The 16,576-nt window shown below is 66.9% G+C and carries 11 protein-coding genes and 2 pseudogenes; 4 read left to right on the plus strand and 9 right to left on the minus strand.

What is annotated here, in order from left to right:
• Positions 1-6: 6 nt before the first annotated feature.
• From ACX9NE_RS26295 to ACX9NE_RS26330, 8 genes and pseudogenes are all read right to left on the minus strand, one after another.
• Complete coding sequence (locus ACX9NE_RS26295; protein ID WP_459364547.1) at positions 7-315, minus strand: PE family protein; 309 nt, start codon at positions 313-315, stop codon at positions 7-9.
• A complete protein-coding gene (eccCa, locus tag ACX9NE_RS26300) occupies positions 312-4,307 on the minus strand; it encodes a type VII secretion protein EccCa (RefSeq protein WP_459364548.1) in 3,996 nt (1,331 codons plus the stop codon). The genes ACX9NE_RS26295 and eccCa overlap by 4 nt, the downstream gene beginning before the upstream one ends.
• Complete coding sequence (eccB, locus tag ACX9NE_RS26305; protein WP_459364549.1) at positions 4,304-5,911, minus strand: type VII secretion protein EccB; 1,608 nt, start codon at positions 5,909-5,911, stop codon at positions 4,304-4,306. The genes eccCa and eccB overlap by 4 nt, the downstream gene beginning before the upstream one ends.
• A complete protein-coding gene (eccA, locus tag ACX9NE_RS26310) occupies positions 5,908-7,770 on the minus strand; it encodes a type VII secretion AAA-ATPase EccA (protein WP_459364577.1) in 1,863 nt (620 codons plus the stop codon). Before eccA ends, eccB begins: the two co-directional genes overlap by 4 nt.
• Before the next feature lie 347 nt (positions 7,771-8,117).
• Positions 8,118-8,272, minus strand: a pseudogene (locus tag ACX9NE_RS26315) (PPE domain-containing protein); the annotation flags it as partial.
• Positions 8,273-8,372: 100 nt separating this feature from the next.
• Entirely contained in the window at positions 8,373-9,269 is an 897-nt protein-coding gene (locus ACX9NE_RS26320) for a class I SAM-dependent methyltransferase (RefSeq protein WP_459364550.1), read from the minus strand.
• Positions 9,270-9,370: 101 nt separating this feature from the next.
• On the minus strand, positions 9,371-10,945 hold the full coding sequence (locus tag ACX9NE_RS26325; protein WP_459364551.1) for a PPE domain-containing protein: 1,575 nt from the start codon (positions 10,943-10,945) through the stop codon (positions 9,371-9,373).
• 581 nt (positions 10,946-11,526) lie between these two features.
• On the minus strand, positions 11,527-12,291 hold the full coding sequence (locus ACX9NE_RS26330) for a TetR/AcrR family transcriptional regulator (protein ID WP_459364552.1): 765 nt from the start codon (positions 12,289-12,291) through the stop codon (positions 11,527-11,529).
• 1,171 nt (positions 12,292-13,462) lie between these two features.
• Between ACX9NE_RS26330 and ACX9NE_RS26335 the strand changes: the two genes are divergently transcribed.
• Together ACX9NE_RS26335 and ACX9NE_RS26340 are read left to right on the plus strand one after the other, a co-directional pair.
• Positions 13,463-13,732, plus strand: coding sequence for a type II toxin-antitoxin system Phd/YefM family antitoxin (locus ACX9NE_RS26335; protein WP_459364553.1), 270 nt, complete (start codon positions 13,463-13,465; stop codon positions 13,730-13,732).
• Entirely contained in the window at positions 13,729-14,007 is a 279-nt protein-coding gene (locus tag ACX9NE_RS26340) for a type II toxin-antitoxin system RelE family toxin (protein ID WP_459364554.1), read from the plus strand. The genes ACX9NE_RS26335 and ACX9NE_RS26340 overlap by 4 nt, the downstream gene beginning before the upstream one ends.
• Before the next feature lie 122 nt (positions 14,008-14,129).
• On the opposite strand, the gene ACX9NE_RS26345 is transcribed toward ACX9NE_RS26340, so the two are convergent.
• On the minus strand, positions 14,130-14,711 hold the full coding sequence (locus tag ACX9NE_RS26345) for a VOC family protein (protein ID WP_459364555.1): 582 nt from the start codon (positions 14,709-14,711) through the stop codon (positions 14,130-14,132).
• 67 nt (positions 14,712-14,778) lie between these two features.
• Between ACX9NE_RS26345 and ACX9NE_RS26350 the strand changes: the two are divergent.
• A pseudogene (locus ACX9NE_RS26350) lies at positions 14,779-15,405 on the plus strand (TetR/AcrR family transcriptional regulator).
• A complete protein-coding gene (locus ACX9NE_RS26355; protein WP_459364556.1) occupies positions 15,402-16,517 on the plus strand; it encodes an alpha/beta hydrolase family protein in 1,116 nt (371 codons plus the stop codon). Before ACX9NE_RS26350 ends, ACX9NE_RS26355 begins: the two are co-directional and overlap by 4 nt.
• The last annotated feature ends 59 nt before the right edge of the window (positions 16,518-16,576 follow it).

A 16,576-nucleotide genomic window follows, 5' to 3' on the forward strand; every position in this document is an offset into this window, starting at 1 on the left:
CCCCAATCAGCCACCTGCCATCCCGTAGGTAGCGGCGGCCGCAGCGTCCCCGGCGAGGTAGCTGGCGCCGGCTTCGCCGACTCCGACTCCGGCCCGCCCCAACTCCTCGACACCTTGGGCCGCGACGGCCGCGTGCTCCTGGCCCTGCGCGCTGAACGCGGCCGCGGTCTGCAGCGAAACCGGGTCCGCCGCCGGTGGCACCTCCGCGGTGATCAACGGCGCCGCACTGGCATGCGCGGCAGCCAATCTCGCCGTCAGCGCCTCCACCGCGGCGCTGGCGGCCGCGAGTCCCTCCGGAACCACTCGCAACGTCATGACTGACTTCCCTCCTGTTGCGTATCACCTAAGAGCGCGGCCGCCCCGACCATCGGATTGACCAGTTGCACGTAAGTGGGAGTGTCGCTGTCGGACAGCAGGATTCCACGACCGGCGGGTAGGCGGCCGAATCGCTGACCGCGAATCTTCCCGCTGTCCTGCGGGTTGCCCGCCAACATCAACGTGGTGGCCTGCAGATCGTTGAACCTGCGCAGCAGCGGGTTGGTCATCAGTCCGTGCGCCGATCCCGACGCACGCCCTGTCACGATCACCCGCAGCCCCAGATCGCCTGCCTGACTGAGCAATCCGATCAGCGGGGTCCAGGGGCGCTGCCCGACGTAGGGGCCACCGGTGGCCGCCGAGTCCGGAACCTGGTCGACGTCGTCGATGATCAGGTAGTGGGTGTGTCCCTGGTAGCCCCAGCTTGCCAGCTCCGCAGGCGAGAGCCCCGCGGGCGGGCGCCGTGACTCGATGATGTTGGCAAGTCCGATCATCGCCGGGGTGATGCGGTCGATGTTGGCCGTGTACTCGTTGTCCGGGAAGAGCGGCTCGTCGACCAGATGCAGCCGGCGGTCCAGCACGGTGAACGCCACCGTGTCGGGGGTGGAGTTCTCCCGCACGGTGCGAATGATGTGGCGCAACAGGGTGGTCTTGCCCGACTTGTTGTCGCCGAACACCATCAGCAGCGGGTTCTCGGCGAAGTCGTGCACCACCGGCGCCAGGTCCTGCTCGCGCTGCCCGATCACAATCTGCTCCGGGCCGCGGTACACCGCACCGACCGCTGCCGGCGCCAGATTCGTCGGCAGCAGCCGCACCGGCGGAGCCGTCTGGCCCGGGTAACGCGCGTTGATCGCCGGAATCTGGCCCAATTCCGGCTGGGCGAACAAGAAGTGCTGGGCGGCCATGGTCAGCCCGCGGCCCGGCTGGTGATGCGGGACGGCGTCGGCCGGACGGTGTAGCGCTCCCACCACGCGTACGTTGCTGTCGCGGGCGTCGTGCAACTTGAGTTCCAGGCGCAGCCCGAGACCGTCACGCATCGCCAACGGCACTTCCAGCCAGCTCGGCGTGGTGACCACGACGTGGATGCCGTAGGCGAGACCGACGTTGATCAACTCAGTTACTTTGGTCAGCAGGGGGTTTCGGGTGTTGAACTGGTCGACGTTGTCGCGGCCGAAGCCGTACAGATTGTCGATGACCAGGAAAACCTCACCGAAGCCATCGGACACAGCGGAGTCGGCGGCCGACGAGCCGTTTGCCGGCCGGTCCCGGAACGCCTCTCGCCGCTGGCGGGACAGCAGCAGCTGCTCCAGCTCGCCGAAGGTTCGGCGGATGCGTTCGGGTTCCAGCGCGGTCGCGACGCTGCCGACGTGGGCCAGCCCGTCGAGCGCCCGCAGTTGCCCGCCACCGTAGTCCAGGCAGTAGAAGGTGACCTCACGCGGCGAGTGCAGGCTGGAAGCGGACAGGATGAAGGTCTGCAGCGCGGTCGATTTCCCGGATTTGGGGCCGCCGTGGATCACCATGTTGCCGGCCGAGGACGTCGCGTCGAACACCAGCGGATCACGGCGCATCTCGAACGGCTTGTCGACCTCGCCGAGCGGCCAACGCCATTGCCGGGCCGGCACACCGGCGCGGGCCAGCGCCGCGGTCAGCGGAATCGGCTCATCCAGCGGCGGCAGCCACAGCTGAGGTGCCCGCGGCCCGTAGCCGGCCAGTTGATCGCCGATGGTCGCGATCAGCTTGCGCGGCGGTTCGATGATCTCGTCCTCGTCGGAGCCGGAGATCACGGTACCGGGATCCGGCTCCACCATTCCCGCGGAGAACAGCTTGGGCTCCGGAACCGATTCCACCACCACTTTTTTCGCAGTCTGCGGTGGTTCGTAGATGCCGTCGACGTAGGTGGACCGGAACTTGATGGGGGCCGCACCCGGCGCGGGCACCAGGAATCCGATGCCCTTGTGCTCCTTGCCCGACTCGATGTGATAGGCGTCCTCCACACCGATGATCTGCCGGGACACACTGGGGCTGGCCACCTTCAGACCGATCCGGTACGAGGTGTTCTTGTCGATGTCCTTGATCTTGCCGACATCGAGCGTCTGCGACGCGAACAAAATGTGGATCCGGAACGAGCGGCCCTTGCGCGCCACGTAGTCGAACAGCTCCGCATACTCCGGGTGGTCGGACAGCATCAGGGTGAACTCGTCGGCCACCACGAAAAGTGTGGGAATGGGCGCTAATTCGTGTCCATTCGCGATCGCGGCCTCGTACTCGGTGACCGAGTTGAATGCGCTGCCCTGCACCCTGCGGCCGGCCTCGCGCAGCAGCATCTCACGCCGGGCCACCTCGCCGCGCAGCGTGTCGGCGAACCGGTCGGCCAGCGACTTCTTCTCCGCCATGTTCGAGATCACCGCAACGACCTGCGGGAAGTTGCGGAAGCTGTCGGCACCGGCCTCGCCCTTGAAGTCGGCGTAGATGACGATCAGCCGGTCCGCGGAGTGAGTGGTCAACAGCGACAACAGAATCGACATCAGGGTCTGCGACTTGCCGGACCCCGTCATGCCGATCATCAGGCCGTGCGGACCCATCCCGCCCTCGGCCTCGTCCTTCAGGTCGAACATCAGCGGCTCACCCGTGGCCGTGACGCCGATCGGAACGCGCAGCTCGTCTTCCCGGCGGCGCGGCGCCCACAGCGCGGGCACATCGAGGCGGGAAGCATCCGAGATACCCAGCAGTGTCGTGAAATTGGCACCGCGGGTGGCCGCCGATCGCAGGCCGGTGTGAGTCGGATTGGAGTCCCAGCGCGACAACCGCCGCGCCAGGTGCGAGGCCTCATGCGCGCCGAGCCGGTCGGCGGCGTCGATGTAGGGTTGCCAGCCGCCGGTCTGCCACCGTTCGATGGCGCCGTCCACGACCCGCAGGATCGGCCGCTCGGGGTCCGAGTACTGCTCCCGGTGCGGCGCGGTGCGCGAGAAGTACACGACGGTCACGCCCGCACGTCCCACCGCGAGCGGCGAGGCGGCCAGGTCATAGTCGGGGTCGTCCACCAGAATCAGCAAGTGCCGCAACGCGTCGACCGGGCGTCCGGTGAACGCCGGACGGTCTTGCAGCGCGGGCCCGAGCAGATCGGCCAGCCGGTCGGCATCGGTGGTCAGGTAGCGGGCCGGACCGACACCGTCGATCTGGCCAGGGATGTCGACGTGCGGCAACCACTTCAGCCACGACCAGTCGTCGTCCTCCAGATCGCGGGCGGCCAGCGCCACGCCCAGCACGGTCGGGTCGTGCCACGTCACCGCCTGAGCTACCCAGGCACGCACCGCTGCCCGGGCCTGCGCGGTCTCCCCCAACACCGTGATTCGGGAGACCTTGGTCACGTCGATACCGGTTGGAACGTCGCGAACCGTGCGCTGGGTGTCCAGCAGGCTGCGTAACGCGCTGTGCGACACCGGTTCCAGATCGATCTCGTCAGCGGTGTCGTTGACCCGCAGCGTCGCGGACAGGGGGGCCGAGTGCCGGCCGGCCCGCAACACCAGAAAGTCGGGGTCGTCGGGGTCGCGCTCCCACTGACGACGGGACCCCGGCACCGCGGCCAGAGTTTCCGGCTCCGGGTGCGACCACTGCGCCGCCGCGCGCTGCCCGGCCGCCTGCGCCCTGATGTTGTCCCGCACCACCGACAGGTAACGCAGGTAGTCGGCCCGCTCGGCGTCGACCTCCTCGGTGCGCATCTTGTTGTCATTGCCGCGGTAGAGCGCGGTGGCGGCCAACAGCAACACGAACGGGAAGAACAGCGTCTGCGGGGAGATCACCTTCATGCCGGTGGCGAACAACGCCACGATCATGCCGACGATCAGGATGCCGATCAGGTACGGCATCGCGCGCCGGAACAGCGACGGCGGAATCGCCCGCTGCAGTTCCGGCGGCGCCTCGATGGTGATGGTGCCCTTACGGGCGCTAGGCGGCGTCAGCCGCCGACGGGCCTCGAAGATCAGTCTGCTCATCGGGGCTCCCCTTCGGCGGATGCCGGGTGTCCGGGCCGGCTGTCGGGCGGCAGGCCGTCATGCGCCAACAACGCATCGGCGCGCGACAGGGTCGGACCGGGTGCGAACAAGGACAGGATGGACCACGGGATGCCTACCGGGGGCGACTGCAGGCCAAGGGCCTCAACCGCTTTGCTGCGGCCGCCCGGTCCGTCGTCGGTTTCGTTGTCGATGCCGTAGCGCACCCCGGTGTCGGATACCCAGAACAACGAGCCGGTCGGCGGTGCGGCCGCCCCGCCGCCCACGGTCTGGGTGAAGTATCCGGAGCCGGGTGTGATCGCGACTTTGGCTCCGCCACCCACCAATTCGACCGTCCGCAGGCCCTCGGGCACCGGTAGCGCAGACCCCGACAGCAGGCTCAGGGAGCTGGTGGCGGCTCCGGCCGGCTTGCTCCAGAACGCGCAGGTGATCGGGTTGCTGGCCGCGTTGACCGGGGTCACCGGCTGGGCCGGGTAACGAGCGGTGTCCAGCATCCGCGAGACCGGCAGCTTCGCGACGTCGTCTGCGGCCAGTCGGGGCGGCTGCTGCAGCCCATGGGAATTGGTGTTACGCAGGATCGCCGCCAGCACCGGTGAGACGGGCTGCAGCCCGTCCGGCAGCACGGCGTAGTAGGTGACGGTGTCCGATGCGCTGCGGTCCACCGCGTAGGACACCACCACCGCACCGATCGGCGCGGGAACGGCGAAGCCGGCCGGGGCACCGGCATCGGGAATCGACGGTGCGGCCAGCGGGGGCGATTCCGGGATCGCGTTGAACAGTCCCGCCGCGACTGGCCGCGGCGCGGGCACCTCGGTACCCAGGCCCAGCGCGTTGGTGACGGCGTGGTCGGCCAGGTCGATCCGGCTGCGTTTGCCGTCCCACAGCATCCAGGTCCCGTTACCTCCGGACGGGGCGGCGTCGACCAGGATCACCTGGCTGGACTTGATCGCGGCGGCGCGGGCGCCGTCGCTGTGCGGCTGCCCGGCGATCACGGTCACGCCGGTGCTGCGGGCGCCGCGGCCGGGCTGCCCACTGATGCCGTCGCACACCGTCCAGTCGGCGTCGCGGCCGCTGCTCTGCACCATGCGCTCCGGCGCGCCGGGGATGCCGATCAGATTGCCGCGCGCAAAACGGTCCAGCTCAGCACTTTTCACGGTGGTGGGGTTGACCGGCTGCCCTGCGATGAGGCGGGCCGAGGTGAGGTTGAGCACCGGGTGCAACTGGTCGCCGACGCGCACGTACAGCGCGGCGGTGGACCGGTCGGCCAGCACGGTGTTGCTGCCCACCTGCCCGTTGGGCCGGATCAACGAGAACACGAAGCAGCCGAGCAGTCCGGTGATCAGCAGCAGCGCACCCATCAGCACGGCACGCGACTGGGTACGCAGCGGCTCGACCAGCATCCGGGTGTCGTGCAGGGCGATTCCGGAGGCAATGCGGCGCATCACGAACCGCCATCCCGTCACCTGATGGCGGGTGACGAAGCCGCGGCGGTAGTGGACCTGGTCGGGGTTTTCGTTGACCGGGGTACGCGAAGCGAAGGAACGCCGTGCCTCGTCCCGCTCGTCGTCATACTCGCCCTTGCTCATGCCGGCACCGACAGCCCTAGACCACGCAGCAGCGGGCCGACCGTGTTGCCCACGTCTTGTGCGGTGATCGTCATCAAGTCCTCGTCGGTGAATTCACCCGTACCGGCCTGTTCGGAATGATCAAGCCGGAATTCGCGCTCTTCCTCGGACCGCTCGACCACGTTGCGGACGAACCGGCCGTTGCCGGCGATGTCGAGGTTGCGGCGGGAAATACCGTTGCTGTCCGGCGACGACGTCTCGGCAAGGTGGGTGAACAGCCGCTGCATGTCTTCGAGCGCGGCCGGCTCGAAGACGCTGTCGCGTTGCTGCGCCATCAGATTCGCGATCTCGGTCAGCTCACAGGGCTGGTAGGACGGGAAGTCGATACTGCGGGTGAACCGGGACCGCAGGCCCTCGTTGGTGTCGAGGAACTTGTCCAGGTCGGCGCGATAGCCGGCGATGATGACCACCAGGCGGTCGCGGTCGTTCTCCATGCGCGCGAGCAATGTGTCGATGGCCACCAGCCCGAAGTCGTTTTTCGCCCCGGTGGCCACCAGCGCGTAAGCCTCGTCCAGGAACAGCACGCCGTCCAGGGCGCTGTCGATGATGGCGTTCGTCTTGGCCTCGGTCTCCCCGATGTGCTGGCCGATGAGGTCCGCGCGGTGGACCTCCCGGATGTTCTCCCGCTTCAGCAGACCCAACCCGCAGTAGATCTTCGCGACGACCCGGGCGATGGTGGTCTTACCCGTCCCGGGCGGGCCGGCGAACACCAGATGGTGGGTGCGCTGGGCGACGGCAAGGCCGCGCTGCTGACGCAGCACGGCCATCGCGACGGAACTTTTCAGCCGGGACACCTGATTCTTGACCTCGTCCAGACCGATGAACTCGTTCAGCTGGACCTCGGCTTCGGCCAGCAAGGCGGCCTTGCGCTCGCGGGCACCCGGGTCGACGAAGTCGGCGTCGCTGGGTTCGGTTTCGGGGTCCCACGGGTCGATTCGCGCATCGATGCGGGCCGCGGTGGTGGTGACCATCCCGAAACTCGGGTCCGACAGCGCCTGTTCGATCTGTTCGTTCTCCGGGTTGGCCGCATAGAGCTCGTGCAGCACCTCGCTCGCCGCTTCCTCGTCGACGTGCGCGCGCAGCGCGAGGGCCTTCGCCAGCGCGCCGTCGACGGCGGCGACCGCGATGGGACCCTCGGGCTCCTCCAGATAGGACAACGCCGGGGCGAACATGCCCAGCCGGGCCAGCGCAGTGCCCAGGGTGATCCGCACGGCGTGCGCGAAGGCCTCGTCGAGATCGCCGTCGTTGACGATCGGAGTCAGCAGCTTGACGACGTCCGACCAGCGCTCGGCGCGGTAGTTGATCACCACCGAGATCCAGCGGGCCTGACGCGACTTGGGCCGGCGCTCGCTGATGGCGCGAACTATCTCATCCGCGACCGCGAACTGACGTTCCGAAGCCAGCGCGGCAGCGTAGGCGAGGTGGAAGTCGTCGGAAGTGCTGGCACGGAATTGCAGATAGAGGCCGGTGTCGTAGCGGAAGCCGAGGGCTCCGGGCACGAGCTCCACCCGCCGTTGCAGCACCCCGGCTGTGGCGGCGGTCCGCGATGCCTGTTCCAGCACGTGCTTGGACGTGTCACCGGCAGCGGCGAGACCGGTCCACGCATCGCACTGCTCGTGCGCGATTCGGGTGAGTGCCGTGAAGCCTGACCGGGCCGCACTCAGGTCCGCGGGACGCTGTCGCTCGTAGACCGCGATGCCCAGAGCGCGGCAGCAGGTGGCAAACCGGCTGACGACGTCGCTGTCCACCCTGCCGTCTGCCTTCGATGCACGCGGTTGAGCCGTCAGCATGCCCGCAACATTGCCGTCACCGCGTTCCACGCCCCCGCCGTCTCCTGTAGCCAAGGTCACCATCGGCACATTCCGCCTGATATCAGCCACCCGAAGTTAGCATTCCCTAAGCTAACTGTCGAGGCGTCCCATGCCCCGCGATTCAGCACTCCCACTCCTGTCCCAATGCCGTTGACCAGCAAATCTTTCACGCCTGCAGAAAATGCGGACTCGGCCATCGAAGCTTACTGAATATGATTTTCATTAACAACTCCGGGGTCGGGTGCTTGGCGATCCGGCTCCCAGTTACGAGGGAGCACCGGCGCTCGCCTGGGTCGGGTCTCCGCCGTCGTTGTCGATGATCCCGTCGCTGTTGTCGGCTTCGTCGCTGCGTCATGGGCCCCGGCCCGCACCGCTGCCAGCAGACCGACGAGTTCGCCGGCGGCGGCGTCGTGGACCGCGATCGACCGCCAGGCCTGAGCCGCCGCCACCAGCCCGAGGGTCCCGGGCCGCTACTGAGCTGGGCCGAGTGAATCTCGGGCGGGAATGCCATCCATGGCACGAGCGGCACGGAAAGGTAGTCGTACGCGCGCCCTGAAAGTTCCAGGCACAGTCGACTTCTTTTGCAACTCACATACACGTCGACGGCTGCGCTACGGCTTGGTGGCACTCACCAGTGTGTTACGGGCGAACATCGGTGCCGCCACGGAGCCGGGCTCGGGCACCGGCCGACCCACCTCCTGCAAGTAGTCGTTCAGAGACGTGCCGATCGCCGTCCACCCGTGCTGACCGAACCATTCGGTGGCCGGTGCACAGCGTTCGTTGTACACCAGCTGGAAAAACGGCCGTTCGTCGGCGGCGGCACGCTCTTCTTCGACCTTGGCCTGGAATTCGTCCGGCGGCATCGGAGCACCGTCCTCGACGGCCACATGGCTGCCGAGGCTCGCCAGCGCGTCAATACCCGTGAACAACTGCTCCTGCGCGGCGGCCGGCAAGTAGATCAACAACCCCTCGGCGATCCAGGCGGAAAACTGGGTGGGGTCAAAGCCGTTGTCCTGCAGGGCCGATGACCAGTCGTCGCGGAGATCGACGGCAATCTCGCGCCGCTGGGCACGCGGTTGCACACCATGCTCAGCAAGCACTTGGCGCTTGAACTGCAGGACCTGCGGTTGATCCAGCTCGTAAACCGTGGTTCCGTCCGGCCACGGCAACCGGTAGGCACGCGAGTCGAGTCCCGCGGCCAGAATCACCACCTGCCGCGCCCCGGCTGCCGCGGCACGCTGAAAATACGCGTCGAAGTACTTGGTGCGGGCGGCCTGGTAATTGACGAAGTGCCGGCCGAAGTCGTCGCTGAGTAGCTCGTGGCCGGGGGCGTCGCCGTCAAGGACGTCGGCCCAGGAACCGCCGACCGCCCGACAGAACAGTTCCGCATACGGGTCGACGACCAGCGGGTCGGGTTTGTTGGCTTCCAGTGCCCGCGCGGTCGCGACGAACAACGCCGTCGATCCGACACTCGTGGTGATGTCCCAGCTGTCGCGTTCGCTCCGCACGAAACCGACCCTACGCGGGCCGACCACTTCCGGCCCGCAAGCGCGGCGCGGACGGGCACCGCTTGTGCCGCTGGCCTTTCGGGGCGCCGGGGCGCCTATGATCAAGCGCGGTCGGGATCCCAGGTGCCGGGTAGCATCGGCTCCCGCGGACCGCCGCCGAATTCGTCGTCGGCCAAGGTGGCCATCCCCGCAGCGTCGCGGCCGGCTTCTCTGCGCACGGTGCCGGTGAAGCCGAAAGCCCCGGCGCCGACGTCGGATGCCGCGGCCGCCATCGCCGGCTCACGGTCGCCGGGTGTGTTCCACTCCGGCTCGACGTCGACGTTCATGTCGGCGAACTCGTCGCCGTGGCCGCGTGCCGCCGCACGACGCCGGCGACGGTCGCGCGCCTGCTCACGCGCGGCCGCCGCTGCGGCGGCCGCCGCCGAGTCGGGCTGGGAAGCCTTTCGACTGGCACTGGCCGACGCACTCATGCCCGAGCCAAAGCCGACGCCCGGGCCACCGCCCACCAGGAACGGATAGCTGAAGCCGGCAGCGGGTCCACCGGCCGGCGGGGCGGTGCCCGAGCCGACGACCGTGGTGGTCGCGGGTGCCGACGCCGGCGCCGGGGCCGCGGGCGCGGCGGAGGCCACGATGCTGGGCGCGGATCCGGCGACGGAGACCAGGGGTGTGGCCGATGCGACCGGCGGCGAAATCGCCGCGACCGCCGCCGGAGGTATCCCGCCGAGCCCGGCGAGCCCGGCCAACCCGCTCACCGCGCCCAGATTGGCGACCGCGCCACCCATCGCAAAGGACAACAACTGCGGGGATTGCAGCACGGGCACCAGTTGAGCCAGGTGAGTAGGCCAGTCGAACTCAGCCAGTTGCACCACGTACTCCAGAGCCCCAACCGGATTGGTGAACAACTGCTGGACAAACGTTTCGAACTGTTGGCCGAATTCCAGCGACCGCGCTACCCACCATATGGGTTGTGTGGCATCGGTGATGTCGTGCATGTGGATCCCATTGAGGGTTCCCTCGAGGGGATCCCAGTCGATCTGGCCTCCGGTGAGCGTGCGCAGAACGTCTGCGACGACGTAGTCCAGTGCGGTCGGGTCCCCATGGTCGTGGTCCTCGTGGTCGTCATGCCCGTGATCGTCTTCGGTCACCACGATCTCGGGGGCCGGAGCGGTTTCCGGCGTCGACGCGACCGCTGTACCCGCCACCGCGTCGTAGGTCGCCATCGTGGTCGCCGCCTGGATCCACATCCGCACGTAGTCGGCCTCATTCACCGCTATCGGGATGGTGTTGACGCCGAAGAAGTTGGTCGCCACCAGTACCCCGTGCACCGCGTGGTTAGCGGCCAACTCGACCATGGTCGGCATTGCCGCCAGGGCAGTGGTGTAGGCGGCGGCCGCCGCTTGGTGCTGGGCGGCGGCCTCAGCGCTGCGCGCACCGACCTGGCTCAGCCACGCCAGATAGGGCTGATGTGCGGCAACATACTGCGTGGCGCTCGGACCTTCCCACGCTCCGCCTTGCACCGCGGCCAACAGCGCCAGCAACTCATCAGCCACTTGCGTGTATTCGGCGCTCAGCGCCGACCACGCCGCGCCAGCCGCCAGCAGAGGCCCCGGTCCGGGACCGCTGACGAGCAGGGTCGAATGCACCTCAGGCGGCGACGCCATCCACATCGTGGCCATCAGTACGCCCCTCCGTTCGGCAAACACCGACCTCAGAGATTACTGATTTTGATAATCGTTTTCAATACGAGAGGCTCGCTGCCCTCCGTCCGCACCGCGATGGCGGTCGTTTGACAACTTCTTGGCTAAGTCAGGGTCTAGCCCAGGCCATGCCCCCGATACTTTGAGCGTGACCCACGGCATTCTTAGTGACGAACAGATCGAGGCGCTGAGCCCCGAGCAGCGGCGCGAGCTGATCAGCAGGCTGGAAAGGCCGCTGAGCGAACTGGAAGACCCGGAGGTGCTGGCCCGGATGCGGCGCATCCGGCTCGGTCTGATCGTCTGCGGCTTGATTGTGATGATCCCGTGGATCGGCTACCTATCGGTCACGCTGCCGCAGAAGTACGTGGCCCACAACTGGCCCGCGACGTGGATCGGTTTCGACATCCTGCTGCTGGGGTTCATGGCGGCCACGGCGGTGCTGGGATTCCTGCGCCGGCAGTTGATCGTGCTTACCGGGTTCACCACCGGCGTGCTGCTGATCTGCGACGGGTGGTTTGACCTGATGACCGCCAAACCCGAGGACGCCGCGGTGTCGGTGGTCACCGCGATGCTGATCCAGGCGCCGATGGCCTATCTGCTGATCTCCGGCTCACTGCGAATTGTGCGTCTGACATGGCTGCGTCTGTGGCTGCACCCGGACATGCGGCCCTGGCAGATACCGCTGATGCCCTAGCCGGACGGTACAGGCTGGGTTCGGTCAGCTCGACCAGCAGCGATGCCAGGTGATCGGCGAGTTCGTCGGCGGTCATCTGCACGTCGCCGCTGAGCCATGCGCTCAGCGTCTGCCCGACGCCGCCGACGGCGAAATGCGCGGCCGCCTTGACGTGCTCGTTGGCCGGTGCGCGCAGCGTGTCCACGGCGTGCCGGCCGGAGAGCAACGCGAAGAGCGCGCTGGACTCGGCGCGCTTTCGCATCACCACCGCGTTGGCCAGTTGCGTGCTGAACAGCAGACGCCCGATGCGGGCGTCTCCGGCGACTGTCCGCACCACGTTGCCCATGCTGGCGCGGGGCTGCTCATCAGGAGGTACTGCGGCCACCGCTGCCTGCGTGGTGGCGGCCAGTTCGGCGATCACCCAGTCATAGACGCGCTCGACGAAGTCATCCTTATCGCTGAAGCTTTCATAGAAATACCGGGCGGAAAGCCCGGCGCGCTGACAGACGCTGCGGACTGTCAGCTCCGGCTCATCGGGCGAGCCGAGTAGATCCAGGCCCGCTTTCAACAGTTGGTTGCGGCGTGCTCCCAGCCGTTGAGCCGCCTCGATGCCGCGGTACGGCCGCGCGCTCGGGGAGGTCATGAAATCCATCTTGACATCGGCGTGCAGCAGCAGCCACTATCAGGAAACGCGCGTTATCAGATTAGGGCGCGACTGCCGGGAGTCGATGATGACTATTGAACAGACCGTGCGCCGGCGCGTTAACGCGTGGTGGTCGACCTGCTGAGTCGTGCCCAGCCCCCAACCTCCACGAATCGGTCCTATCTTCTGCCTGGCCTGCGCGCTCGAATTGTCGCGCGAGCGAGCGTCACAGGGTGGCTGAGTACGGTGGTGAGCTTGCCAGCTCGCGTATCGGGGTCCCGGGCGACACCGAGCTGGACAAACAGAGTGAGGCGGTCCCAATAGACACGCTCGCAGAGTAGGTCGGGACCGTCGAACTCGAAGATCGCTCCCGCAACCGTTGTGAAATCACCGAGGAAGGTCGGGAAGCGCTACGGGAATGGCTCGGGAAGCCCAGCAGCCCGCCACGGATCGAACTAGAGCCCCGCTTACGAATTCTGTTCGCCGACCAGGGTGATCACCAGAATGCACTGCGAGCGATCGCGGTCTTACGTATCTGGGCGCAGGATCACATAGACAGCGAAATCGAGCTCTTTCGCCAATATCAGGCGGGTGAGGCTCCGTTCCCAGATCGGCTGCACATCGCTGCGCTCGGCGCACGGTTTATCTCCGACTTTTTCCATGCCATCGCCGCATTCGCCGACTTCGCCGATGCGGAGATCAAGATGTGGCCGCTTACTGATCGACCCGGTCTCTCACGTCGCAGCAAAGAAATTCTCGACGAACTGATCAAACGTGACGATCCCGTCGATACCCCAACGGTGCGGCCGAATGCAGTGGCTGACCGGCATCGCACACCGTCCACTGCCCTCACCTTCGGACGCCCAATACGATGCGATCGGACAGGCAGGCTTACCGGTACATTGCGAAATCGGCTGATGCACAAGGATAATGGGCTTCTGCTACCATCACGGGGTCGTATCGGCCAGTAACTCGGCCCGCGACGCCGTCGCGTGGCGGTCCGCCTCGGTTCCATCGCCGCCACTCGCGGCGCGGCAACGCCGTCGTCACGCGAGGGTGGCTCACATCGGGGTGCGGGTGCGCGGCGAGCGGCACGAACCGGGCCAACCGGAGACCTAACCCGATTATCGGCTAATTAACAGGCCATATCCAGGCTATAATTCAGGCTATAATGCTGGGCATGAAACAGGTACCGCTGTCGGAGGCCAAAGACAAACTGTCGGCCCTGGTCGATGAGGCTGACACCACGCACGAGATTATTCAGATCACGCGACACGGCCGGGTGGCCGCGGTCATCATGTCCGCTGACGACTTGGAGTCTCTCAACGAGACGCTTCATGCGCTACAAACCCCCGGTCTCGCCGACGAACTAACGCAGGCCGATGTCGATTACGCAGCGGGTAATACGATCAGCGGCAACGAGATTCGTCGTCGCTACGGTCTGCGGTGACCGAACACGACGATACCTGGTCGGTCCAACTGTCACCTTCGACGGCCCGAGCTCTCGAGCGGCTACCGCACAAAGTCGCCGCTGCCATTGCCGAGTTCATCACGGTCGCGCTGCCAGCCGATCCCTACCGGGTGTCCAAGCCACTGCGCTTCCAGTTCGAAGGTTGGCGGGTGGCGCGGCGCGGCGACTACCGGGTGACCTTCCGAGTCCTCGCCGACGACAGCGTGCTCTATGTCGGACGAATCGAGCACCGCGCGCACGTGTACCGCCGATGACCCGTGGTCCAAGGACATGGGCGGCCCAGCCACTTAGCAACGGGCGAAACAGCATCGGCGCCATATGCCCACCGCGATGCCGACTCACCGCTCCGCTTGACCCTTGCCGCCAGTTCCGGCACCTACGTCGGCGCGCCGACCGGCGGGCGGCGATCGGCCGCCGTCCTGGGTACCGCCGGGGTGTCGACTTCGGTGAATTCCCTTACCCAGCAGGCAAATTCCAGCATGATGCCGTCAGGGTCCTGGAAGTAGAAGGAGCGTACGTACACGCCGGGGTGCACCGTAGCCGACACCTGCATCGGGCTCTCGTCGTGGTTGAGCACCGGACCGACCCGCACGCCCTTGTCCTTCAGCCGCTGCCGGTAGGCGTCGAATTTGTCGGCCGGTACGTGAAAGGCCAGGTGGTTCATGGTGCTCACCGCGCTGGTGATGTCCCCGAGGCCCGGCAGCGCCGTGGGCGACGAGATGCCCGGCACCCGGTCGGCCGCGTCGGCAAACCAGAAGAACGCGACGCAGTCACCGTTGCCCGCGTCGAAGAAGAAGTGCTGGCCGGCGCCACCCGGGAGGTCGAGCGACTTGATCAGCGGCATGCCGAGAATGTTGCTGTAGAAGTCCACGGTGCGTTCCATGTCCGAGCACACCAGCGCCACGTGGTTGATTCCGCCGAGGTCGAACTCGCTGTTGGTGTTGTGCGGCTTGATCATGGCGCTACTCCCCTGGTTTATGATCCGTACCTGAATCTAACATCAGATTCAGATTCCGGAGGTGCAGGTGACCGCGGCAGAACGAGCGGGTCCCCGGTTCCCCACTCACCGCGGCCGGCGAACCCAGGCCGCGATCGACGCCGCCGCCCGAACGGTGATCTCGCGCAAAGGCATTCTGGCGACGACCATCGCGGACATCACGACCGAGGCAGGCCGCTCGGCCGCCTCGTTCTACAACTACTACGACTCCAAAGAAGCCATGGTGCGCCAGTGGGCACTGCGATTCCGTGACGAGGCCAACCAGCGCGCGCTCTCGGTGACCGAACACGGCCTGTCCGAACGTGAACGCGCGCACCAGGCCGCCGCGGCCCACTGGCACACCTATCGACACCGGCTCGCGGAGATGATCAGCGTGTCGCAACTGGCGATGGTCAGCACGGACTTCGCTCAGCACTGGGACGAGATGTGTTCCATTCCAATATCTTTCATTGCGGACTAAGTCCGGCGTGCTCAGCAACGGGGCTACTGTCGCGACGACGACCCGCAGTTGCTGGCTGAGGCGATAGTCGCGATGTTCAATCAGTTCTGCTACATCCAGCTCACCCGCCGGGATCCACCGGACGATCAGGCTTGTATCCGGACGCTGGCCAACATCTACTACCGAACCATCTACGGCGAGGAGCATCGTCGGTGACCGAGATCCTCCGCGAGTTCATCGGCCTGCCCTCGCCTACCGCCGGGCGCGCCGGCGCGGGCGGCCACCCCTGCCAGGGTCTGTATCACCACGCGGCGGGACACCGGCCCAAGGTGGCGGTGATCGCCACGCATTATCAGATCGACTTCTCCGAGCATTACATCGGCGGCTACCTCGCCGCCCGCGGCATCGGATTCCTGGGCTGGAACACCCGCTTCCGCGGCTTCGAAAGCAGTTTCCTGCTCGATCACGCGCTGGTGGACATCGGCGAGGGGGTACGTTGGCTGCGCGACGTGACTGGCGTGGAAACCGTTGTGCTTCTGGGTAATTCGGGCGGCGGATCGTTGATGTCGGCCTACCAGTCGCAGGCGGAGGAGCCGAATGTAACGCCGTTGGAAGGCATGCGGCCCGCCGCCGGTATCACCGAGTTGCCGGCCGCCGACGCCTATGTCGCCACCGCCGCCCATCCCGGGCGACCCGACGTGCTCACCGCCTGGATGGACGGCGCCGTCGTCGACGAGAACGATCCTGTCGCAACCGATCCCGCGCTGGACCTATTCGACGAGATGAACGGTCCGCCGTATACACCGGAGTTCGTGCAGCGCTATCGTGCGGCACAGGTGGCACGCAATCACGCCATCACCGACTGGGCCGAAGCCGAACTCGCACGCGTTCGGGCCGCCGGCTTCTCCGATCGGCCGTTCACCGTGATGCGCACCTGGGCCGATCCGCGGATGGTCGACCCGGCCATCGAACCCACCAAGCGCCAACCCAATTCGTGTTATGCGGGCCAGCCGGTCAAGGCCAACCGTTCCGCGCACGGGATCGCCGCGGCCTGCACGCTGCGCAACTGGCTGGGTATGTGGAGCCTGCGCGTGGCACAGACGCGGGCCGAGCCGCACCTGAACCGCATCACCTGCCCGGCCCTGGTGATCAATGCCGAAGCCGATACCGGCGTCTTCCCGTCCGACGCCCGCCGCATCTTCGACGCTCTGGCCAGTAGCGACAAATCGCAGGCCGGCATCGACACCGATCACTACTTCACCACCCCCGGCGCCCGCGACCAGCAGGCCGACATGATCGCCGAGTGGATCGGGCAGCGGTGGCCGTGACCCAGAACCGCTGTCGTCAACCCACCCACTGGTTGTTAGCTTGGAAAGTGCCCGGCCGA

The organism is Mycobacterium sp. ML4, assembly GCF_054515735.1.